This is a genomic window from Corynebacterium glucuronolyticum DSM 44120 (assembly GCF_030440595.1).
Taxonomy (GTDB): Bacteria; Actinomycetota; Actinomycetes; order Mycobacteriales; family Mycobacteriaceae; genus Corynebacterium; species Corynebacterium glucuronolyticum.
This window is the reverse complement of record NZ_CP047452.1, coordinates 1,460,787-1,483,140: the sequence shown is the minus strand read 5'-3', so window position 1 is coordinate 1,483,140 and position 22,354 is coordinate 1,460,787. Positions and strand designations below refer to the sequence as shown.

Below are 22,354 nucleotides of genomic sequence, written 5' to 3'. Positions count from 1 at the left end.
CCTGGGCCGTGAGCGGGGAGACAACCGCCCCGCTTTCTGCCACCGCGTCCCCACCTTGTGTGAGGGCTGGGGTGCTCTCCCCGGAACGGTTTTCTCACGGTGCTTTTCGACGATCACCAGCAGCGAAACTACGAGCATTGACGATCACCCGACGATCAGCAAAGGAAACTTCTAACTGTGACCACTGACAACAATGAAACAACGGCAACGAACGACGTTGTCGATTCGCCGTCCCACACTGCGACTTCACCTGCACCGGAACCAGCACAGGATGTGCAGCAACCGGACGACAGGTCGTCGGAAAGCGAAAGCCAGGACACCGCAGCTGCCCCTGCTCCGGCAAACGGCAGCTCCGATTCGCTCAGCGGGCCGGCCCAGAAGCCCCCGCAAAGCGAGGAGGATTTTGAGCTTGCGTCCGATGTAGAGGAGTACCTTCGCGATGTCATCGACCCGGAGCTCGGCATCAACGTTGTTGACCTCGGACTCGTCTATGACATTTGGATCGAAAACGGCAACACTGCCGTCGTGAACATGACGCTGACCTCACCTGCGTGCCCTCTTACTGACATGATCGAGGAGCAGGCTGCCGCCGCAGTGATGACCCACGATCTTGTGGAAAAACTGACTATCAACTGGGTGTGGATGCCGCCGTGGGGGCCGCAGATGATCACGGAGGAGGGGCGCGAGCAGCTTCGCGCTCTTGGCTTCTCCGTGTAGTCCGTGTGCTTGCAGTAGTCGGTGTAGTGGGCTCGGATGTGTCCTCCTGACGGTAAATAGCCTCGTGCAAAAACCCGATCACGAAACGCACCTGCGAAAGCCCTCTTCCAGGACCACACTCAGTCCGGATCGCCCTCAACCGGGATTGTCCTCAGCCCGGATCACCTTCATCCAGAATCCACCCGCCCCTGATCAGAAACAGCAGTGGCCTGCGGAGGACTGGGGAGCAGACAAGTAGGTGGATCGACTGAAAGCCGAGCTGGAATCTAGGAATCTGGTGAGGGAAGGAGATTGGGAGTTTCCAGAAAACAGTAAACGCAAGCATTAGGGATAAGGCGTCATAAAAGGCCACACGAAAAGGCGTCATAAAAAGGTCGCATAAAAGGACGGCAAAGGTGGACTCGCTACAAGCGGATCCACCTTAGTTTTTGATTTTTCGCTTGGGGCGTGGGGGATCGAAATGCGACAGGTGAGACAGAGGGGGGAGTACTACCTTCAGTGTCCAACCCCCGTCGGGGGTGAGAACAAAAAGTCTTGAATATGAGAATGTGGAGCGATGAGGGGAGAAGGTGGCACAGACAGAGTTCACGAGTGGCTAATATCGGACAAAGAATAGTCAACCTACCAGGAAGGTGAACCATGGATTGCGTTTCTGTCGGAGTAGGTGCCCTGAGCATCGACGATGTCGTTAATGTAGCCCGCTATGATGCCCCCATCGAGATTTCCGAGGACGCCATGAAGACTATGGCATCCACGCGAAGTCGCGTTGAAGACCTTGCCAAGGATCCCACCCCCGTCTACGGCATTTCTACAGGCTTTGGTGCACTCGCGAAACGCCACATCCCGGAAGACATGCGTGCGCAACTGCAGAAGTCGCTTGTGCGATCTCACGCTGCGGGGTCTGGCCCTGAAGTAGAGCGGGAAGTCATCCGCGCTCTCAATCTTCTTCGTATCAGTACGCTGTGCACTGGACGTACAGGCGTCCGTCCGGAGGTCGCTCAGTGCTACGCCAAGCTCCTCAACGCAGGCATCACACCGATCGTCCACGAATTCGGTTCCCTAGGCTGCTCAGGTGACCTGGCACCCTTGGCACACAGCGCGTTAGTTCTTCTTGGTGAGGGGCGAGCCCGCACGAAGGACGGAAAGGAAATTACCGGTGCCGAGGCTTGCTCCCTTGCGGGGTTTGAGCCGATCGAGCTCAAGGAAAAGGAGGGACTCGCCCTCATCAACGGCACTGATGGCATGCTCGGCCAACTGTGCCTGGCGATCGATGACATCCGACGCCTTGTCACCACGGTGGACATCGCGACCGCCATGTCACTCGAAGGACTCAACGGAACTGCGACGGTCTTCGCAGCAGATTTGCAGGAGCTTCGACCCCATCCAGGCCAAGCCGTCGCAGCAGCCAATGTTCTCAAGGTCGTGGAGGGCTCGGGCATTCTTGAGGCTGCAGCAGAGGACTTCGCCATTAACCAGGTTCAGGATGCGTACTCAGTGCGGTGCAGTCCGCAGGTAGCCGGAGGCGTGCGAGACACTCTTAGCCACGCGATTTTCGTTGCCAACAACGAGCTTGCTGCTGCTGTTGATAACCCCGTGGTGGCAAAGGACGGACGGGTCACCTCGAACGGAAACTTCCATGGCGCACCGTTGGCGTATGTCCTCGATTTCCTGGCTATCGTGACCGCGGATCTCGCATCCATTTCGGAACGGCGAACGGATCGGTTCCTCGACCCTGCCCGTAATAGAGGGCTGAACGCTTTCCTCGCTGATGATCCGGGTGTGGATTCAGGTCACATGATCGCTCAGTACACGCAGGCTGCGATTGTCAGTGAGATGAAACGAAACGCTGTCCCTGCCAGCGTCGACTCCATTCCCTCCTCTGCTATGCAAGAGGATCACGTATCGATGGGGTGGTCGGCAGCCCGGAAGCTGCGTCGCAACGTGGATGGCCTGACACGAGTTCTCGCAGTGGAGATTTTGACCGCAGCACGCGCCATCGACATGCGTGGCGGCGAGCCTGGTGTTGGAACCAAGGCCGTTATTGACGTGCTTCGGCGCACCGTCGATGGCCCGGGGCCCGACCGCTTCCTCGCTCCCGATATTCAGCACACTGTCGATCTTGTTGCCTCTGGTGACATCGTCAGGGCTGCAGCCGACGCTGCAGGTGAGCTGGGCTAGTAGCTAATCTAAAACCAGTAGGTGCGGCAATCCGGTAGGAATGCCCAGCCGATGGATGCACAGTCGAGGATTCGGCAATATGAGGCAGCCGGGTAGATACCCGGCTGCCTTTCGCGTCGTGCAAAGAATCCACTGCAGTCCCTCGTCCTCCTTCTGCAGTCCCGCTTACCAGACACAGAAGGAATGGAGAGTTTGCCTGGAACGTTCGCCAGGTACGTTTGCCTGGAACGTTCGCCAGGTACGTTTGCCTGGAACGTTCGCCTGCGAACCTTAGCTTGCCAACGTTTTTCTGTGAACGTTCGTGTGCGGATGTTCGTGTGCGGGAGTAATCTTGTGGACCATCCGCTTCATCGGTTGTAGGACCTGGAAGGGAAGCGCGCGGGAGTGCTACATAAGCGCCGTTGCGTCGCTGATCAGTCGAGCTGCCACCTTCGCGGTGCGATTGTCGATGTCATAGGTTGGGTTCAGCTCGACTATATCGATGAGCCGAACCTTTCCAGTCTGCATGCACGCTGCTAGGCCATCCCTGATCGTGTTCAGATCCACACCTACGGCGGCAGGTGCGCTTACTCCGGGCGCCACTCCCGCTGGAAGAACATCAAGGTCAATGGATACGTGGAGGATATCAACATCGCGAGCGGCCGTGGAGATAATTTCGGCGATATCTGCATGCCGTAGCTCGTCCTCAGTGGCGTACGTGACACCAAGGGCATCCGCCTCGTCGAAAAGCACTTTCGTGTTGTTGGGGCGAGAGATACCAATCACCGTGTAGTGAAATGGGTCTACTTCCTGGGAAATCTGTTTGAAGGGAGTACCTGATGTCGGCCTGTCCGCAGTGCGTAGGTCGAAGTGGGCATCAAAGTTAATGATTCCGATAGAGGCCGAATCGCTACTGCGAACGAGGCCCATGTGGGTGCCGTAGGCCGTCTCGTGCCCACCACCGACGACAATGCAGGTCGTGTCTGTGCTGGTGATAGCGGCGACTGCCGTGGACAGTGCTTTATGCCCTCCTTCAAGATCTGCGTCGGTCACGGAAATGATGCCCGCATCATAGGCGCGGGTTTCTGCGGGGACTGCGAGACTGCCCAGTGCCGTGAACGCGGAATTCGGCCCCTCCGCGGCTCCGACTCGACCGTGGTTGCGGCGCACTCCTTCATCCGAGGCGAAACCGAGGATCGTCACGGAGTGGGAGAGTTCCTTTGCGGTGGCTTCATCTAACGAGGAGTTTTCCTCGAGGGGGTTGAAGGGAAGTGGCTTGATCGTGTTGAACCAGCGGGCATGCTCGGGGCCTTCGCCGTCGTTGCGGCCTGTCCATGAAAATGTGGGGGAATAGCTCATAGTGTCAAGCATATTAGGTAATCTAACTATTATGTCCCACGTACCCGCCGCAGCAAATACTCTTCGTATTTTGACGTTGCTTTCCACCCTGGATTCCCCAGTGAGCGCAGCTCGAATTCAACAAGAGCTCGGTCTTCCTCGGTCGACCACGTATCACCTGCTCAACGTCATGATCGAGTACGGTTACGTGATGTACGTCCCTGAACGGCGTGCTTACGGTTTAGGGATTGCCGCTTATGGCATGTCCGGTGCCTACGCCACACAGCAACCGCTCGTTCGAGCAGCCACTAGGCCGGCTAAACACTTAGCTGAACTAGTCTCCGGCACCTGTCACGTTTCTCGCATCGTCGGTGACGAGGTGGTCTACATTTTAGAGCTGCCCTCGCCTGGTGCGCCCAGACTCGTAACAGGCGTGGGAGTGAGACTGCCCGCGATGCATACTGCGTCGGGGAAAGCAATGCTTTCGATGATGGACACAACCCGTATCAACGCTGTTTTGGGAAGTGTCCCGGAGGAATTGTTGGAAATCCGGGTCCAGGGGTATGCGGAGGAGATCGAAGTTGTCGCCCCGGGGCAGGAATCGATTGCGGTGCCGATTCTCAATCATCTGCAAGAGCCTGCTGCCGCACTTGCCGTCACTTTTGCGACCGGTTCCATCGGTGATACTGCCCGCATGTCTGTGATAGAGGATTTGCAAATGAAGGCTGCAGGACTGGAGAAACGCGTGTTCGGGTCGGCTTCTAAACGCCACCTGCTCGAGTAAGCATGTCCCGGCAGTAGAGCGCGGGGAGGAAAGGTTTTCACGCCACTTTTCTGCTTCTCGTACTGTTCGCTGTTCAGCAATCCGGATCTGCTTAGGCAATCGTCTTGTGATGCGAGGTGGTGAGCCATCGGCTCGGGTTAGGGATGCACCCTGCCGAACGATAAGCCTGTGGCTTGGAGGAGGGGGAAAGGAAGGGAGGTAGACGGGGGTGAAGATGAAAGTATCGGAGGCGGTGGGGAGGTCTGGGGGAGTTTAGCGAATCCTCGTCCGGATCCAGTTTCTTCCTGCGTGTGGGGTGAAACAGTAGGGTGTGCTGCTATTTAGCGCGGAGAGCACACTCTTTTGTCTGATACTAAAGACATTCCATCGTTCGTAAACTACTCCGAAATTGGCCAACGCTACCTAAAGTGGGTGGAGAAATACAGATATAGTTCATTTGTGATGTTGGGTTCTATCTCGGCGCTCCCGCTGGGATCGGAATCCCAACGGATGTAGGAAAGGTTGCGCCTTGAATCCGAACCTGTCAACCCCCGGTCATGGTCCTCGCGAAGTTCACGCCCCCCGTGGCACGAAGCTCAACGCCAAGAGCTGGCAAACAGAAGCTCCTTTGCGGATGCTTATGAATAACCTCGATCCAGAAGTCGCTGAAAAACCGGATGAACTCGTTATCTACGGTGGTACGGGGCGCGCTGCTCGATCGTGGGAAGCATTTGACATGATCGTCGAAACGCTCAAGGAACTCGAAGATGACGAGACCCTCCTCGTCCAGTCCGGGAAACCCGTTGGCGTGTTGAAAACGAACGAGTGGGCTCCGCGCGTGCTCATCGCCAACTCCAACCTGGTCGGCGACTGGGCCACATGGGAGGAATTCCGTCGCCTCGAGGATGAGGGCCTCATCATGTACGGCCAGATGACTGCAGGCTCCTGGATTTACATCGCTACGCAGGGCATTCTGCAGGGAACCTTCGAGACGTTCGCGGCCATTGCGCGAAAGCGTTTCAACGGCACCCTAGCAGGAACTATCTCCCTCACCGGTGGGTGCGGTGGCATGGGTGGTGCCCAGCCTCTTGCCGTCACACTGAACGGTGGCGTGGTCATCATCGCAGATGTTGACCGCGGTAGGCTCGAGCGTCGCATGTCCAAGCGGTACCTCGATACCATCGCTGACAGCATCGATGACGCGGTGGCACAGGCAAATCAGGCCAAGGAAGAGAAGCGAGCGCTGTCGATCGGTTTGGAAATCAACGCCTCCGAGCTGTTCCCCGAGATGCTCAAACGTCACCGGACGGGCGAAATCCACATCGATATCGTGACTGACCAAACTTCAGCACACGATCCCCTCAGCTACCTTCCGCAGGAAATCCCCTTCGATAGGTGGCACACCGAGGCAGCAGACGACCCGCAGACGTTCACGAAGAAGGCACGCGAGTCGATGGCCGCTCAGGTACAGGCAATGGTGGAGTTCCAGGATGAGGGTGCCGAGGTATTTGACTACGGCAACTCGATCCGCGACGAAGCTCGTAAGGCGGGATACAACAGGGCCTTCGAGTTCCCAGGCTTCGTTCCGGCTTATATCCGCCCGCTGTTCTGCGAAGGTAACGGACCTTTCCGGTGGGCTGCGCTATCTGGCGACCCCAACGACATCAAGGTAACCGACGATGCTCTGCGCGAACTCTTCCCCGAGAACGAGCATCTCATCCGCTGGCTCGATGCAGCAGAAGAGTACGTAGAGTTCGAGGGTCTTCCCGCACGTATCTGTTGGTTGAGCTACGGTGAGCGCCACAAGGCCGGGTTGAAGTTTAACGAGCTAGTTAAGGAGGGCAAGATCAGCGCCCCGATTGTCATCGGACGTGACCATCTCGATTCCGGCTCCGTCGCCAGCCCGTACCGCGAGACAGAAGGCATGATTGATGGTTCCGATGCGATCGCTGATTGGCCAATCCTCAACGCGCTTGTGAACACTGCCTCCGGCGCGACGTGGGTGTCCTTCCACCACGGTGGTGGTGTCGGCATCGGCCGCTCCCTGCACGCAGGACAGGTAACCGTCGCAGACGGTACAGACCTGGCAGCTAAGAAGCTGGAGCGAGTGCTGACGAATGATCCTGCGATGGGTGTCATCCGGCACTTTGATGCAGGGTACAATCGCGCACATGAGGTCGCAGAGGAACGGGGCGTGCGGATCCCCATGGAATTCCACAGCCGTGAGGAGCAGTAAGCACTGCTACCTCTGAAACATTCGTTTGCCCATCCTAGCCGGAAGGAGCCACTCGTGGCAGCCAACTCAGTACTATTTACCGGAATCTCCGAACTCCGCACCGTGTCCAACGGAACCCTCGAGAATGCCGCTCTTGCAACAGAAAACGGGCAGATCACGTGGGTCGGTGAGGCTGCGGAGGCACCGGAGGCCGCCGAAGTCACTGACCTCGGAGGACGGGCGGTGATTCCTGGCTGGGTGGACTCGCATACGCACATGGTCTTCGATGGCGACAGGTCAGCCGAGTTTGAAGCGCGGATGGCTGGTCAATCCTACGAAGCCGGTGGCATCCGCACGACGATGGAGGCTACCCGACAAGCGTCCGAGGAGCGTCTCCGCAAGTTGGTGCGTGGGCGGCTGGCCGCCTGTCATGCTGGAGGTACGACCACCGTCGAGACGAAGACCGGCTATGGGCTGACGATTCCGACGGAGGTCTTGGCGGCAGAAATTGGCGCAGAACTCTGCGACGAGGTGACCTTCCTCGGTGCGCATGTGTGCCCTCCCGAAATGGACCAGTCAGACTATGTCGAATTGGTAGCAGGGGAGATGCTGGAAGCTGTCGCCCCTCACGTGGGCTGGATTGACGTCTTTTGTGAGGAGGGTGCCTTCACTTACGAGGAGTGTAAAAAGATTCTTGAAGCCGGCAGGAAGAAGGGCCTCGTGCCCCGTGTGCACGGTAATCAGCTCGGTGAGGGCCCCGGCATCGCGCTCGCTGTCGAGGTAGGGGCTGCATCGGTCGACCATGTGACATTCCCCTCAGATCAGGATGTGGAGCTGCTTGCCGGATCGGATACCGTAGCAACGATTCTCCCTGGTGCGGATATCTGCACTCGTCATCCACTGGCCCCTGCGAGGAAGCTTCTCGACGCCGGCGTAACCCTGGCTATCGCTTCAGACCTCAACCCGGGAACATCCAACACCAGCTCTATGAACTGGTGTGTGGGCACCGCCGTTTTGCAGGGCTACCTCTCGTTTGATGAGGCCCTTGCTGCTGGAACCCTCGGCGGGGCGAAGGCTCTGCACCGCAACGAGGTCGCTGGTGGACTGGATGCATCCGGGCGGCCAGCGGTAGGCACCCTCTCTGTCGGTTGCGCGGCTAACCTCCACGTCCTCAACACGTCTCATGCGGTTGATCTGGCGTACAGGCCAGGTATGCACTTGGATTACGCAACGTACATCGGTGGTACGTGCGTGTATTCCGCCGAGTAGGGATCGTTCTTAGGAGCCACGCTTCTGGCTCGCTCCTCGGGATCGCTCTTACAAACCGCGCTCGTTTCCTCGGAACATGCAGCGAGCGCGGATGCTGTGAAAACCCATGATCTGCGGCTCATCGTGCTTCTGATCTGCGGCACCACCGTGCATCCACTTCCTGTTGATCGCTGTAGCCGCTGTCAATCATGGTGCACAGACCCGACGGCTGTGCTGCGAGATCCAAAACAGATGCTGCAGCATGTTTGGTGGGTGGCTGCGGCATGCCGCCTGCGCGCAGTCACTGTGGCAGCGTAATCCACGCAATTATGGGAAAAGACGAGTAGTTTTGGGGGCCGGAGGCAGGAGTGCAGGTCTCCTGGCCCCGGAAAGAGACAGAAAAACCATGCGTCGCTGCTGGGCAGCTGTATCGGGAGTAGTACTCTAGACCAGGTACACGTGCCGAACGTAAGGCGGAATTCATGCAAGCTCTCGAAATGATCCTCGCCCTGTTCACAATCATTCTGGTCTCGTCAGTTCTTGATCAGGTAATGACGCGGTTATCCCTGCCTCTGGTACAGATTGCCATGGGCATTGTCGGCGCGCTCATCATTGGGGAACCCTTTAAGTTGACCTTTGATTCCGAGCTCTTCCTCGTCCTTTTCATCGGTCCATTGCTTTACGACGAATCGCAGCACGTGGTTAAGCGGGCGCTCATGAAAAACGCGGGAGCCATTCTCTCCCTCGCCATCGGACTCGTCGTAGCTAGCGTTTTCGTCGTCGGCTTCACCCTCCAATGGATTGTCCCGACGATCCCCTTAGCAGCAGGCCTCGCACTCGGAGCCGCGCTCGGCCCGACGGATGGTGTGGCTGTATCTGCGTTGTCGAAATCAACGAAGCTGAGTGGTCGTCAGCAGGCTCTCCTTTCTGGAGAATCCCTCATTAACGATGCTTCTGGTATCGTGAGTTTCCAGTTCGCAGTCGGCCTCGCCGTGACAGGCATCTTCTCCATCAAAGATGCGGCTACCACCTTTGCAGTTTCCTTCGGTGGAGGACTGCTCTTCGGCATCGCCATGGGCATCGTGGTGGTTCTCATCCAAAGGGCGGTACGCGGAATTGGTATGGAATCCACGGTGTTCCACGTCACCTTCGAGATCCTTACTCCGCTGTTTATCAACTTGCTGGCGGAGAAGCTTGGCTTCAGCGGAATCCTTGCAGTTGTGGCTGCTGGCCTCTTTATCGCCCTCATTCCCACGCGGAGTACGGTCTACGCGGCTCGTGTATCCCTCGTCTCCCAAGGAGTGTGGGAGGTCATGTCGTTTGTCCTCAACGGCATCGTGTTCGTGTTTCTGGGGTCACGCCTACCAAGCATTTTCACCCACTCGTGGGAGGCGACCACGAAGCCGTTGTCGCTGCTTACGGCAGTGTTCGTACTCACGGCAATGATACGCTGCTGCGATTCGTGTGGATCGTGGTCCTTGACCTTAACGCCCGGCGCCGAACCCCTGGCTCCGTGCCTGCCTCGCTGACAGACCTCATTGTCGCCTCGCTAGCCACAACGTTGGGCGGTCCCAAGGGAGCAGTCACGTTGTCCATCGCGTTGACGCTTCCACACTCACTTGTCGGCATCGATGGATTGCACATCAGGGATGAACTACTCTTTCTGGCATCCGGAATCATTCTTTGCACGCTGCTGCTCGCGAACTTTATTCTCCCAGTCCTTGCTCCCGCCGAAGGGACAGGAGATAACGAGCGGGACACTGAGGTTCGGGTGAAGGTGAAGGAACGCCTCATTTCCGCGATAAGCGAAGAACTTGGTCCCAAGCATCCTCACGCCGTCTCCTTCCTTATAGCGCGTTATAACCGGGAGATCGCCGAGTTGACGATGGGTGAGGAACTTGAGGAAGCTGTCGGCGAGCAGCGTGCAGATCTCCTCGTGCAACAACTTGATTATCTCGATAATCTCTGTGCGGAGGGTGAGCTCACTGAGGCCATTTACACTCCCATGAAGCAGGCAAATGAGCGCATGCTCCGGGCTCTCAAGGAGCGTCAAAAGCGCCATGGACGGCGTAAGAGGGTTCTCCTTAGGCTTGCTCGTGGCTTCAGGGATCGTTTTAGCAAGCGAGGTGTGGAGAAGCGCCAGGCTGTGCCGACGGATATTCGTGCAGCCCGCCAGGAAATGGCACGCTTTTCCCTCGCTTACTTGTCTCACCTCGACCCGAATACGGACGCGGCGCAAAACGCCATTCACTATCTCATTGCTGAGAACCAACGTTTCCTTCTGCTTGCAGACCAGCTTCAGGCTCGTAGAGAAGAAGGAAGCTCCCGCGTGATGTCTTTGGCTGAAGAACAGGATTTGCTCGAGGTCGAGGCACTTCGGTTGGAGCTCGGATGTATCCAGGAGCTTCGTGAGGCCGGCGAGATTACTACCGCTGAGGCTGCGACACTTCGTGACGAGGTATACCTTTTGCAGATGAACCTCTCCGATTACGGCGCGCATTAGTGCTTCGACGACATGGTATCAACCAAGACCTGCAGATACTGCAGATACTGCAAGGTCTGCAGGGCCTGCAAGGTTCGAGTTTTTGAGCAGGTCCTGCAAGGGTTGAGTTTTTGAGCAGGTCCTGCAAGGGTTGAGTTTTTGAGCAGGCCACAACACTAGGACAGCTTGTTCTCGCTGTTTGTCCTGGCGGCCGGATTATCTAGCAGTAGCATGTCTTCGGCTTCTGGAGGAGTTCGGCGCTACCCGTGTGGCCAGCGGGCAGTGAAAAGCGTGCTCCGTGGCCGGACAGAGAGTGCATATTGGTTTCTGCGGGGGGATCCCAAATGAGCCCAGTGCCAAGAAGTGCGGTCTTTTGGTTTCACCTCAATGCCATGCGGCGTTTTTCTTCCTGTAACCGGCTGGTCACCTCGGCAGATTAGGCTATCAACGTTTTGATCCAATAGCTTTGTCGGAAAAGAAAGAATCGCATGCGCACATCCTTCCTTTCAGCTGTCGTAACCCTCTGCCTGCTCGCATCTCCCGTGTCGGCACAAAATCTCTCCTCGGGCCGGGTGGACGGGCTTTTGAGCTCACTGTCCTGGGAAAACTCCTCATCTGCTCCCAGCCAATCCAACGGTTCGTCGGGTGCGGCTGGCTCTGCCGATGCCCCAGCAAACCCCGACGCATCGGCACCAATCACTGATCCTGTTACCGGCGGCACTTGGATGGAAGACTTCGAAGATCGCACGGGTTGGACTGTCCATACCAATGTTCTTCACTCCGGGGAAAAACGCTGGGAAGGGTGGAACTTCGCCACGATCCGTGACTGGACGTGGGCCGTGGGCACAGACAAGCGTCACTACTTCACGCGCGGTGACGGAAAGGTGGCAATAGCTGAGAGTAAGCACCACCGTTTGAAAGCGGGGGAACAGATGACGACGGAACTGACCTCCCCATCAGTCCCTATCACTCCTGGTGTGGCCTACCAGCTTGAGTTCGAATCGCATTACCGTCAGGGATCGAGCGACAACACAGCAAAGGTAGTTCTGACGTTTGATACGGGCGAATCCAAGACGGTTCGGGAGTTTACGAAGGATTCCTTCTCCACCCACGAACAAGTCGGCTTTACTGCTCCCAGCGGTGCACAATCTGTTAGCGCGACGTTCGTTTACGGGAATGCGCAGGACGATTGGTTCTGGGCGATCGATAACGTCACCGTCACCACACCACTACCTGCGGATCCGGGTACGCCTACCGCAGTCGTCGATGTTATCTCCGACACGCATAACGAGAAGAAGTACGGCGATGTGATTGACTTCCTCAACCGGCAGCCAGACCCTGCTGGCGCGATGGTAGTCAATGGGGACTATGTCGATATGGGCTACGCGGAAAACTATGCCAACTTTGCTGCTGATAGAGCTGCGCATCCGCATGCTTCAGGCAGGGAGTACTTTACGATCGGTAACCATGAGATGCTTGGCACGGACGGATCGGATACGTTCCTCCACCGTTACTTGGATATGACCAAGCAGGATCACGTATGGCGCGAAGAAGTTGTCGATGGTCAACCGCTGCTCATGATCTCGACCGAGTTTTACGATGATGTCGCCCGCGACGGAAAAGAGCCCTATGTGGTGCTGTCCGATGCGCAGCTAAATTGGCTCAAGCAGCGTCTCGATTATTGGGAAGGGAAAGGAAAGACGGTCTTTCTCTTCAGTCACCTCGTCCTTCCATACACAGTGACGAGCACGCATTCGCCTTGGTACGGAAACGATTTCGCGGAATTGGGCAAGCTGAATAAAGTCCTCCAAGGGCACGACAACATTGTTATGTTCACTAGCCATACGCATGCTTCACTGACTGCAGGGGATTGGTGGGGTGTCTACCGTGGAGCGGACAAGCACGGTTTCCCGGTTGTAAATACTGGCGCCGTAAAAAACGCAAATCTTCCGGATGGTGACTATGATGAGGAGGTCGATCCCGCACTACCGCAGACAACGGGGCTCCGCGTCAAAACCTATCCTGACCGTGTCCGTGTTGAGGCATGGGACTTTGAAAAGCAGGAAATGATTCGGTTCCATGATTTCCCGATCCACTCGTAGACTCTTGCTGGAGGGATCATTTTCCAACGTGTAGTTTTCGCCCGCTGCACGGTTAGAAAAGGTGATTAGTGAAGGTTGAGAATCTGGTTCGGTTTTTCGCTTTACTTACGTCTGTGCAGTAGCCAGTTTCTACTAGCGTGTATTTGTTGAGGCTTCACATTTTGAGATGTCACAATCTGGCTAGCAGATCGGAGCTGGTAAATCTGAGCTGGTAGCGGACACCCGGGCGGGGCCCGGGCGGGTACGCATGGGATCTCACATCCCTTTCTAGTCCACTTTGTATGCTTGAAAGTAGCTTGTCGACGCCCTGTGGTCTCCGTTTCTTCAACAGTTTCAGGGCTCATTAGCACCTCGAAAGCTGCTGCTGTTCGCGCCTCGTGCGGACTCTAAGAAGTGAAGAAGCACCGATCACTAGTGGCGAGGGGCGCGTGCCACAGACAGCAGCCACTTTTTGGCCGCTTGAAGCAGTGACTAAAGTGTCCGCAATAGAATACTGGTAGCCGGAGACGAAGCGCATGGAAGTTCACCGCTACCAAGGCGTGCACAGAGGAGAATCTCTGCACGAAGGTCTTTTTATGCTGCCGAGAAGTTGGGGTGTCTTCGGACGAGCCAGGTGCGGATCCTGGGCGGGGGAAAGGGAAGTCGATGGAAAGGGAGAGTGAAAGTAAACGGCAGGGAGGTAGACGAAGGAGGAAAAATTACGGAAAAGGCGTACCCAGACTATCTGAGTACGCCTTTGATGACCGGATTCGTGCAGTGGCCGAAAGCAAGGAACGTTGTCGCTTTTAACCCGTGCGAAAACGGCGTGCGCTTAGGTTAAGAATCCACGGTGTTCCTGCTATGCCCGCCGGAACCAACAAATAGCGCTGGGACGACCATCGCTGGCAACATGACTGGGCCAGCAGGAACTCTCGTTTTCAGCGCTGCTATTTATCAGCTTCGCGGTTGCGCAGCGCGCGCTGGAGCCGATCCTGGCCTTCGGCGATAACGCGGTGGAGTGCTGCAGGGTGCTCGGAATCGAGGACAACCTGTGCCGTGTCGACTGTCTCCTGTGACGTGGCGTAGTAGGGGAAGAGGCCTTCGACCATTTGCAGCGCGGTCTCCGAGCTGAAGTTCTTCCACATGCGTGGAGCCAGTGCGAAGTAGTCCTTGGCAAACGGTTCGAGGAGCGGAGCAGATCCTGCAAAGGTGAGGCCCTCCAGCTTGTGCCTGCGCTCCAGGTTGCTCATGGAGCGTGACGTATCGGTCAGCTCCTTCCACACAGCGGTCTTCACGTCCTTCGTGGGGATAGCAGCCCCGGCGCGCCACGCAGAGTTCTGCCCGGAGGCAAGCTTGTCCTCTTCTCGCATCGCCCGGATCTTTTCCTCTGGGGCGTTGATGTCGCCGGCGGCGATGAGGGCAGTAAGGGCCTTCCACTTGAGTTCAGCATCGACCTCAACACCGTCGATGGAGGGCGTTCCCTCGAGGATTGAGCGGAAGAATTCCTTCGCCTCCTCGGTGGGGGTGACAGAGAGGAGCTGGTTGACGAAGGCGACCTGGCGGAAGTCGCGGGTAACCTTTGCTCCTTCGAGCAGGGTCGTTGCCAGGAGGGCGTTGCCCTCTGCTTCGACCCACTCGGGGTCGGAGTAGCGGGTGACGGCCGTCGTCGCCTGCGCCAGGATTTGGCCGAGGACGGCGGTTTCCTTCTCTACCGGGGCGCCACGGCGAACAAGCTCGACGAAGTCGCGGCCACGCATCTTTGTGTTGCGGACCATCTGCCAGGCCGCAGACCAGCACAGTGCGCGGGCCATCGGGTCCTCGATGTCCCCAATGTGTTCCTGGACAAAGGAGAGGGATGCCGGGTCGAGCTCCATGATGGCGTAGGTCAGATCGTCATCGTTGACCAAGACGAGGTCGGCTGCATCCTTACCGATGAACTCGCTGACTTCCTTCGATGCCGAGTCGATGTCTACCTCAACCCGGTCGGTGCGGGTGACCTTCCCGTCGATAAGCGAATACAGACCCACACCGATACGGTGCGTGCGGAACTCACCGTTACCCGGCTGGGCCCCATCCTGCTCAACGGCGAAGGACGTGTACTTTCCGTCCTCTACGGTAAAGGCCGGGCGCAGCGCGTTAACACCGGTGGTCTTCAGCCACTGGTGAGCCCAGTCAGACAGGTCGCGGCCAGAAGATTCCGACAGCGACTGGAGAAGGTCATCGAAGGTGGCGTTGCCGAATGCATGGCGGGCGAAGTGCAGGCGGACGCCGGCGAGGAAGGCATCCTGGCCAACGTATGCCGCCAGCTGCTTCAGCACGCTCATGCCCTTGGCGTAGGTAATGCCGTCGAAGTTCTGCTCCACGGCCTCAATATCGGAGGCATCGGTGGAAATTGGGTGAGTAGTGGGAAGAGTGTCCTGAGCGTAGGCCCAAGCCTTCTCTACCGAGCAGTAGGTAACCCACGCCGTCTTGTACTTGGTGTTGGCGACCATCGCGGTGGCGGCAGACCAGGTGGCAAAGGACTCGTTGAGCCACAGGTCATCCCACCACTGCATGGTGACCAAGTCGCCGAACCACATATGGGCCATTTCGTGCAAAATAGTGTCGCAGCGGCGCTCGTAGCGGTACTCCGTCGGCTTGGATGTGAAAACGTACTCATCGCGGAAGGTCACGCAGCCGGCGTTTTCCATCGCGCCCATGTTGTATTCAGGGCAGAAAACCTGGTCATATTTGTGGAACGGGTACATGACACCGAAGACCTGATGGTAGAAGTCGAATCCCTGCTTCGTCTGATCGAAGAGAACGTCGGCATCCAGTGCCTCGGCGATCGACTGCCGGCAGTAAATGGATAGTGGAATGGTCAGTTCGTCTGCCTGGCCGACGTGCGGGCCGTATTGGCCTTCGGGTGTCTCGGGATGCTTGGTCAGGGGTCCCGTCCAGGAATCCTTGACCTCGAAGTACGGGCCAGCGATGAGGGCGACAAGGTAGGTGGACAGGCGGTAATCAATAGTTGAGGTGTGGGTGGCCTTGCCGTCCCTCACATGTGTCTCAACAGGTGCGTTGGTGACAATGACGAAGTCATCAGGGGTGACGACGGTCAGATCGTATGTTGCCTTTAGATCCGGCTGGTCGAAGCAGGCAAACATGCGCTTGGCGTCGGCGGCCTCGAACTGTGTATACATGTACACGCGGTTATCGGCGGGGTCGACAAAGCGGTGAAGTCCCTGACCGGAGTGGGAGTACACAGCATCAGCGGTGATCTGAAGGGTGTGCTCGCCTTCAGTCAGACCGGTTAGGACAATGCCGTGCTCCTCGTCGTAGCCGGCATCGTTGAGAGTCAGTGCTTTGGCGGTGATGTCCTCACCGTCGAGGAGCACCTCGGTGACGTTTTTTGCACGCAAGTCAATGAACGTGTCGCCGGACTTTTTCACCTTGAAGCGGGCTGTGGTGATGGAGCTGAAGGTTTCCTCGCCGGTGGTGAGGTCGAGGTGAATGGTGTAGTGCTCGACGTCGAGCATGTCACTGCGGTGTTGTGCCTCTTTCTTTGTGAGGTTAACCGAGGTCATGGGTATCCTTTCGTGTCCAGTGAGTGCGTGCTGCGGCAGCATAAAAAGCCTGCCTCTTGTTCTGTGGCCTAACTGGTGGCAAAAGCGCGTACAAGCTTCGCTTTGTCAGTGCTATCGCGTAAACCAATCCAGATGCGAGCCATCCCCTTAAGGGTAGCGCTTGGATGTCCCAAAATGAGGAAGTTTCGGGCCAGATCTGGGGAGAGCGTGAACACAGATTCAATCACGTTTCGGCGGGTTTCCAACGGAAGCGCGAGAAGACAGGTGAGACAGCGCTGAGACAATGCTTCATCTGCGCGGAATCTCCTTGTCTGCCAGGGAAATAAGGGAGACGGAGAAACAGCTTCCTGGTCACCTCGCACGGAAGAAGCAGTGGTTTTCCCCAGTCTGGCAAAGCGGTCTAGAATGCGTGTCTCGGAACGTTGCTGATGGTGGCTGCGAGCCTCCAGTGCGTCGAGGGTGGGATCCGCAAAGCGAAACGACGTGGCGATGGAGTAGCCAGTAAACGGATTGATAAAACCAGCGCGGGAGCCATAGGGGACATGCGGCCCTGTGTACGCTCGAGGGGCCAGAGGAATGAACACGTCGGTGCCAGTGCGGCCGTTGCCGCAAGCGCCGTCATTGTTACCGCTACTGCTACAGTTGTTGCCCCTGCGCCCTTTACTGGGAGTTCGCGTGGCAAGGATGGTGTCCTGCTGGAGGTAATCGCCGTTTGCCAGCGGCACCGTGTAGAGAAAATGATCCGGTTCATCTGTGCGGAAGTCCATGAACACTGTCTCGTGTTGACCCCGCTGGTAACTATCAGTCGCAACCTGGACTGGCGTTCCGCTGGAAAAGAGGTCCCGCGTACCGCGTGCGTCGATGACAATGTCTGCTCCTAAGTCCTCGGCGGTGACGCTATCGGCATCGACGGCTTCGCGGTGAACGGGAAAAGTCGTAAGCGCCTTCCATACACGGGGATTGTCAAGGACGAGATAGTCGCGGTTGAGACAGATCCGCTGCCTGTCGTGTGTGTAGACGACAGGTGAAGAAACGGATTGCTCTGGCAGGGATGCCGCCCAGTGGGGGAGCTCATCGGCAAAAACGCTGAGGACATGCGTCGGTGGTGGTTGCGGATCCCACCCGGCCACCTGCCACCCGCGTACCGACGCGCGGTGTGCGATGGCGAGACCAGCGGGGCCTAGTCCGATAACGGCGAGTTTCATGGCTTGATTGTAGGTGCCACATGCGGGGACGTGGCAAAATACTGCTTCTACACATGCCTCTGCACGCCGAAGTGGAGATACTCCAGGGACAACGCTTCTGGGCAGCGAGTTCCTATGCACGGTGGTCTTCGGTGCGGGGTGTGCGCACTGAAGTCAGATGTCGATGCCACAATCCGATGTCACAATCCACAGTGCATCCAAATGGTCCGCCATCTGTTTCGCCCCTCCCAGGTCCATGCGCCCGTCGGGAAACATCAACGAGGCGACAGAGTGCGCTGTTTAGGTGCAGTATCGATATTGCGTAGCGATGGCGCCTTCGCCCTCAGGCACCTGCCGTCGTGGCTAGGGGTTGCTTTGGCGGTGTTGTACACTGTATCGCCGTGATTGTTACGCAGGATTTAGAGGTACGTGTCGGTGCCCGGACACTTCTGACGGCTCCGGGGCAGCATCTTCGTGTGCAGCCCGGCGACAGAATCGGGCTGGTGGGCCGCAACGGTGCGGGAAAGACCACCACCATGCGTATTCTCTCCGGAGAGACGGAACCCTGGCGGGGTTCTGTCAAGCGTTCCGGAGATATCGGCTACCTGCCACAGGATTCCCGCGAAGGAAATATTGAGCAGACGGCACGTGACCGCGTCCTTTCCGCCCGTGGCCTGGGGGAGATTAAGACCTCAATGGAGCGCCAGCAGGAGATCATGGAGACAACCATGGACCCCAACAAGCAGGCCAATGCCATTAAGAAGTATTCCCGGTTGGAGGAACGCTACCACTCCCTCGGCGGTTACGAAGCAGCAGCAGAAGCTGCACGGATCTGCGACTCCTTGGGGCTTCCGGCCCGTGTACTCGACCAGCCCCTGAAGACGCTGTCCGGTGGTCAGCGCCGACGCGTGGAGCTGGCGCAGATCCTCTTCGGATCCACGGCCGGTTCCGGGAAGTCGACGATGACTCTGCTTCTCGACGAGCCGACCAACCACCTGGATAGTGACTCAATTTCCTGGCTACGTGAATTTCTCCGCAAGCACGAGGGCGGACTCCTCATGATTTCCCACGACGTGGAGCTTCTCAAAGCCGTGTGCAACAAGATCTGGTTCCTCGACGCTGTGCGTGCTGAGGCAGACGTGTACAACATGGGGTGGGACAAGTACGTTGATGCCCGGGCAACGGACGAAGCGCGCCGCAGGCGGGAGCGCGCCAACGCGGAAAAGAAAGCTGCTGCGCTGCTCAAGCAGGCGGATAAATTGGGCGCGAAGGCGACGAAGGCCGCCGCAGCCAAGCAGATGCGGGCGCGCGCAGAAAAGATGGTTGCCCGGACCGATGAGGTGCGTCAGCACGACAAAGTCGCCCATATTTCCTTCCCGGATCCGGCTCCGTGCGGCAAAACCCCGCTTAATGCCACAGGCTTGACCAAGATGTACGGCTCGCTTGAGGTGTTTGCGGGCGTGGATCTCGCCGTGGATAAGGGCTCCCGTGTGGTGATCCTCGGCTTCAACGGCGCAGGTAAAACGACGCTGCTGAAACTTCTCGCCGGTGTTGAGCGCACCGACGGCGAAGGCGGTATCGTCCGCGGTCATGGCCTGAAGATTGGCTACTTTGCCCAGGAACACGACACCATCGATCAAAATGCGACGGTGTGGGAAAACACGATAGCCGCCTGTCCCGATGCCGACGAGCAGCAGCTGCGCAGTCTGCTCGGTGCCTTCATGTTCTCTGGCGACCAGCTGGAGCAACGCGCGGGAACTCTCTCGGGCGGTGAGCAGACCCGTCTCGCGCTGGCCACGCTTGTTTCCTCCCGTGCCAATGTTTTGCTTCTCGACGAGCCGACGAACAACTTGGATCCTGTCTCGCGCGAGCAGGTGCTCGATGCGCTGCGCACGTACAAGGGCGCCGTCGTCCTCGTGACGCACGACCCAGGTGCTGTGAGGGCGCTTGATCCTGAGCGTGTCATCATCCTGCCTGATGGCACCGAGGATCTGTGGAACGATGAGTACATGGAAATCGTCGAGCTGACTTAGCTCTTTGCCGCCGTGTCCAGGAACTTATGCGGCTCCGAAAGATGAAGCAATGAGGAAGTGAGTTGTTTATAAAAAGGCTGCAGCCGAACGAAAAAATTCGGTTGCAGCCTTTTTCTTTGTGGCCGTCGCCGCGCTATATAAGGGCTCTACAAACTAATTGCGGAACCCGTGGACAGGCGCGGGGATGAACCCGCCACGGGAGACGAAGGCTTCTGCCGATTTCTGGCCCACCTCGATGACCGGTGCGTAGCCCAGGAGACCGCCGAAGTCCACGTCGTCGCCCACGGTGGCACCTGGAACGGGGATAACGCGGACTGCGGTTGTTTTATGGTTCATCACGCCGATGGCTGCCTCATCGGCAATCATCGCAGAAATCGTGGAGGCCGTCGTGTCGCCCGGAATCGCGATCATGTCGAGCCCGACAGAGCAAATGCACGTCATAGCCTCGAGTTTCTCGATCCGGAGAGTACCTGCCCGGACGGCATCGATCATGCCCTTATCTTCAGACACAGGGATGAATGACCCCGAGAGACCACCAATGCGCGAGCAGGCCATGAGACCACCCTTCTTTACGGCATCGTTAAGCAGCGCCAATGCTGCCGTCGTGCCGTGGGTACCGACCTGTTCCAGGCCCATGTGCTCAAGGATGTGGGCGACGGAGTCGCCCTGTTCAGCCGTAGGCGCAAGCGAGAGGTCGACGATGCCAAACGGCACGCCAAGTCGCTCCGAAGCCATCGTGCCGACGAGCTGGCCAGCACGGGTGATCTTAAAGGCAGCGCGCTTAATTTCCGCCGCCACCTGATCGAGTGTGGCACCCTCCAGCGTGCCGATGGCACGATCGACGACACCGGGGCCGGACACCCCGACATTGATCACCACATCGGCTTCTTCCACGCCGTGGAAAGCTCCTGCCATGAACGGGTTGTCGCTGACTGCATTGGCAAAAACAACGAGCTTCGCGCAGGCGATAGCAGAGGCATCCTTCGTGGCTTCGGCGGCATCCTTGATCACGGTGCCAAGCAGCTTCACAACATCAATGTTGATACCGGCGCGGGATGAACCGACGTTGACTGAGCCACACACGATATTTGTTTGTGACAGTGCTCGTGGCATGGATTCTATGAGGCGCTTTTCGCCTGCTGTCAACCCCTTGTCGCACAGTGCGGTGTAGCCGCCGATGAAGTCGACTCCGACTTCAGCAGCAGCCTTATCCAGCGCCTCTGCGATGAGAACGGGATCACCGTCAACGGCGGTCGCGAGGATGCCGACTGGGGTGACAGAAATGCGCTTGTTGACAATCGGAATGCCGAGCTCGTCCTCAATTCCCTCACACACGGGAACCAGGTCGTGGGCGGTGCTGACGATGTGCTCGTAGACCGCGTCGGCGGTCTCCTGCATCGTCGTGCGAATGCAGCCAAGGAGGTTAATGCCCATGGTGACAGTACGGATATCGAGCCGCATCCGCTCAACCATGTTGATCGTCTCGAGGATGTCCGAGGAATTGGTTACTAGGGGAGAGGCATGTAGCGGTGTATTCATAACAGGTCCCCTATACACGGTGCATAGCGGTGAAGATGGCCTCGGACTGGACGCGGATCACGACCTTTTGGCTATCTCCCACTCCGGACATGTGTTCTTTAAGGTCAGCGATGTTAGTACCGTCGTCACATTCCCCATGCAAAATCATGGTGAAGTAGCCATCCATGATCGTCTGGCTGATGTTCAAAATATTCACATTCTTTTCTGCAAGTGCCGTGGTTACGGCGGAGACGATGCCAGTATGATCTGGGCCCGTCACGGTGATAATCGCGATCATGAAAAATGAGTATAACCCCCTGACGTGAGAATTATGCATTGGGGGATTCTTCGCTCAAGCGACCATCCTGTTCGTGCGCACACCATACGAGGGTAGTAAAGGCGTGCACAGCATACGACGAGGGTAGTAAAGGCGTGCACAACAAACGAGGGTAGGAAAGGCGTGCACAGGGCGGACCCAATTCGCTCCGATTAGCTTCTCGCGCCCGTGTGCTTTACATTGGCCACCGTGAAGGAATTTGATGACCTACCCGTTCAAAAGGATGAGCCCGTCACGCGAGCACGGCAGCGCCACGGCGGAACCTCACGTACACTCGCCTGGCTTCTCGACGATCTCATCACCATCCCGGGCACGAACCGTCGCGTCGGACTTGATCCACTCGTGGGGCTCGTCCCCGGCGCCGGCGATATTGTCACCATGGTTGCAACTGGTTCGACGCTTATCGACGGCCTCCGGTACCGGGTCCCATTACTGGTTCTGCTCAGGATGATTGTCAACATGGGGCTGGACTCACTCATCGGAAGCATCCCCCTTGTCGGTGACGCGTTCGACTTTTTGTTTAAGGCAAATCGGCGCAATGTGGCGCTTTTGGAAAATGCGATCGCCGATGGAAACCAGGCCAAGATGAGTGCGAAGAGGTACTTCATTGTGGTGGGAGTCCTTGTTGTCCTCGCATTCGTAGCCGTCCTCGCTCTCATCATTTGGCTCATCGCCTTCATAGTTGGACAGATCGGCTGGTTCTAGAGGAGGTGGC

At 57.5% G+C, this 22,354-nt stretch carries 15 protein-coding genes; 10 read left to right on the top strand and 5 right to left on the bottom strand.

Going from position 1 to position 22,354, the window contains the following annotated elements:
- The first annotated feature begins 273 nt into the window (after positions 1 to 273).
- Together CGLUCO_RS06630 and hutH are read left to right on the top strand one after the other, a co-directional pair.
- A complete protein-coding gene (locus CGLUCO_RS06630; RefSeq protein WP_005390000.1) occupies positions 274 to 717 on the top strand; it encodes a metal-sulfur cluster assembly factor in 444 nt (147 codons plus the stop codon).
- Positions 718 to 1,356: 639 nt separating this feature from the next.
- Positions 1,357 to 2,895 carry a histidine ammonia-lyase gene (hutH, locus tag CGLUCO_RS06625; protein ID WP_005390002.1) on the top strand — a complete coding sequence of 513 codons (1,539 nt, stop codon included), beginning with the start codon at positions 1,357 to 1,359 and terminating at the stop codon, positions 2,893 to 2,895.
- A 387-nt stretch (positions 2,896 to 3,282) separates the two neighbouring features.
- On the opposite strand, the gene hutG is transcribed toward hutH, so the two are convergent.
- Positions 3,283 to 4,245 carry a formimidoylglutamase gene (gene hutG / locus CGLUCO_RS06620; RefSeq protein ID WP_005390004.1) on the bottom strand — a complete coding sequence of 321 codons (963 nt, stop codon included), beginning with the start codon at positions 4,243 to 4,245 and terminating at the stop codon, positions 3,283 to 3,285.
- Positions 4,246 to 4,264: 19 nt separating this feature from the next.
- On the opposite strand from hutG, the gene CGLUCO_RS06615 reads away from it, so the two are divergent.
- From CGLUCO_RS06615 to CGLUCO_RS06590, 6 genes are all read left to right on the top strand, one after another.
- Complete coding sequence (locus CGLUCO_RS06615) at positions 4,265 to 4,996, top strand: IclR family transcriptional regulator (protein WP_005394004.1); 732 nt, start codon at positions 4,265 to 4,267, stop codon at positions 4,994 to 4,996.
- A 508-nt stretch (positions 4,997 to 5,504) separates the two neighbouring features.
- Positions 5,505 to 7,211, top strand: a complete 1,707-nt coding sequence (hutU, locus tag CGLUCO_RS06610) for a urocanate hydratase (RefSeq protein WP_196793932.1) — start codon at positions 5,505 to 5,507, stop codon at positions 7,209 to 7,211.
- 54 nt (positions 7,212 to 7,265) lie between these two features.
- Positions 7,266 to 8,459: an imidazolonepropionase gene (gene hutI / locus CGLUCO_RS06605; protein WP_005390008.1), complete on the top strand. Its 1,194-nt coding sequence runs from the start codon at positions 7,266 to 7,268 to the stop codon at positions 8,457 to 8,459.
- A gap of 461 nt (positions 8,460 to 8,920) precedes the next feature.
- Entirely contained in the window at positions 8,921 to 9,967 is a 1,047-nt protein-coding gene (locus CGLUCO_RS06600) for a cation:proton antiporter (protein ID WP_232621840.1), read from the top strand.
- Positions 9,901 to 10,941: a cation:proton antiporter gene (locus tag CGLUCO_RS06595; RefSeq protein ID WP_232621841.1), complete on the top strand. Its 1,041-nt coding sequence runs from the start codon at positions 9,901 to 9,903 to the stop codon at positions 10,939 to 10,941. Before CGLUCO_RS06600 ends, CGLUCO_RS06595 begins: the two co-directional genes overlap by 67 nt.
- A gap of 467 nt (positions 10,942 to 11,408) precedes the next feature.
- Positions 11,409 to 13,022, top strand: a complete 1,614-nt coding sequence (locus CGLUCO_RS06590; RefSeq protein WP_084036323.1) for a metallophosphoesterase family protein — start codon at positions 11,409 to 11,411, stop codon at positions 13,020 to 13,022.
- Positions 13,023 to 13,948: 926 nt separating this feature from the next.
- Here the strand turns inward: CGLUCO_RS06590 and pepN are convergent.
- Positions 13,949 to 16,567 (bottom strand): aminopeptidase N, encoded by a 2,619-nt coding sequence (gene pepN, locus CGLUCO_RS06585; RefSeq protein WP_070738945.1) that lies wholly within the window; start codon positions 16,565 to 16,567, stop codon positions 13,949 to 13,951.
- A 68-nt stretch (positions 16,568 to 16,635) separates the two neighbouring features.
- Complete coding sequence (locus CGLUCO_RS06580; RefSeq protein WP_084036324.1) at positions 16,636 to 17,772, bottom strand: lycopene cyclase family protein; 1,137 nt, start codon at positions 17,770 to 17,772, stop codon at positions 16,636 to 16,638.
- 380 nt (positions 17,773 to 18,152) lie between these two features.
- Between CGLUCO_RS06580 and CGLUCO_RS06575 the strand changes: the two genes are divergently transcribed.
- Complete coding sequence (locus CGLUCO_RS06575) at positions 18,153 to 19,784, top strand: ABC-F family ATP-binding cassette domain-containing protein (RefSeq protein WP_084036325.1); 1,632 nt, start codon at positions 18,153 to 18,155, stop codon at positions 19,782 to 19,784.
- A 153-nt stretch (positions 19,785 to 19,937) separates the two neighbouring features.
- On the opposite strand, the gene CGLUCO_RS06570 is transcribed toward CGLUCO_RS06575, so the two are convergent.
- Complete coding sequence (locus CGLUCO_RS06570; protein ID WP_005390020.1) at positions 19,938 to 21,323, bottom strand: PFL family protein; 1,386 nt, start codon at positions 21,321 to 21,323, stop codon at positions 19,938 to 19,940.
- Between the two features lie 10 nt (positions 21,324 to 21,333).
- Positions 21,334 to 21,600: an ACT domain-containing protein gene (locus CGLUCO_RS06565; RefSeq protein ID WP_005390022.1), complete on the bottom strand. Its 267-nt coding sequence runs from the start codon at positions 21,598 to 21,600 to the stop codon at positions 21,334 to 21,336.
- A 228-nt stretch (positions 21,601 to 21,828) separates the two neighbouring features.
- Here CGLUCO_RS06565 and CGLUCO_RS06560 point away from each other — a divergent pair, with 228 nt between their 5' ends.
- Positions 21,829 to 22,344 carry a DUF4112 domain-containing protein gene (locus CGLUCO_RS06560; protein WP_232621842.1) on the top strand — a complete coding sequence of 172 codons (516 nt, stop codon included), beginning with the start codon at positions 21,829 to 21,831 and terminating at the stop codon, positions 22,342 to 22,344.
- Positions 22,345 to 22,354: the final 10 nt, after the last annotated feature.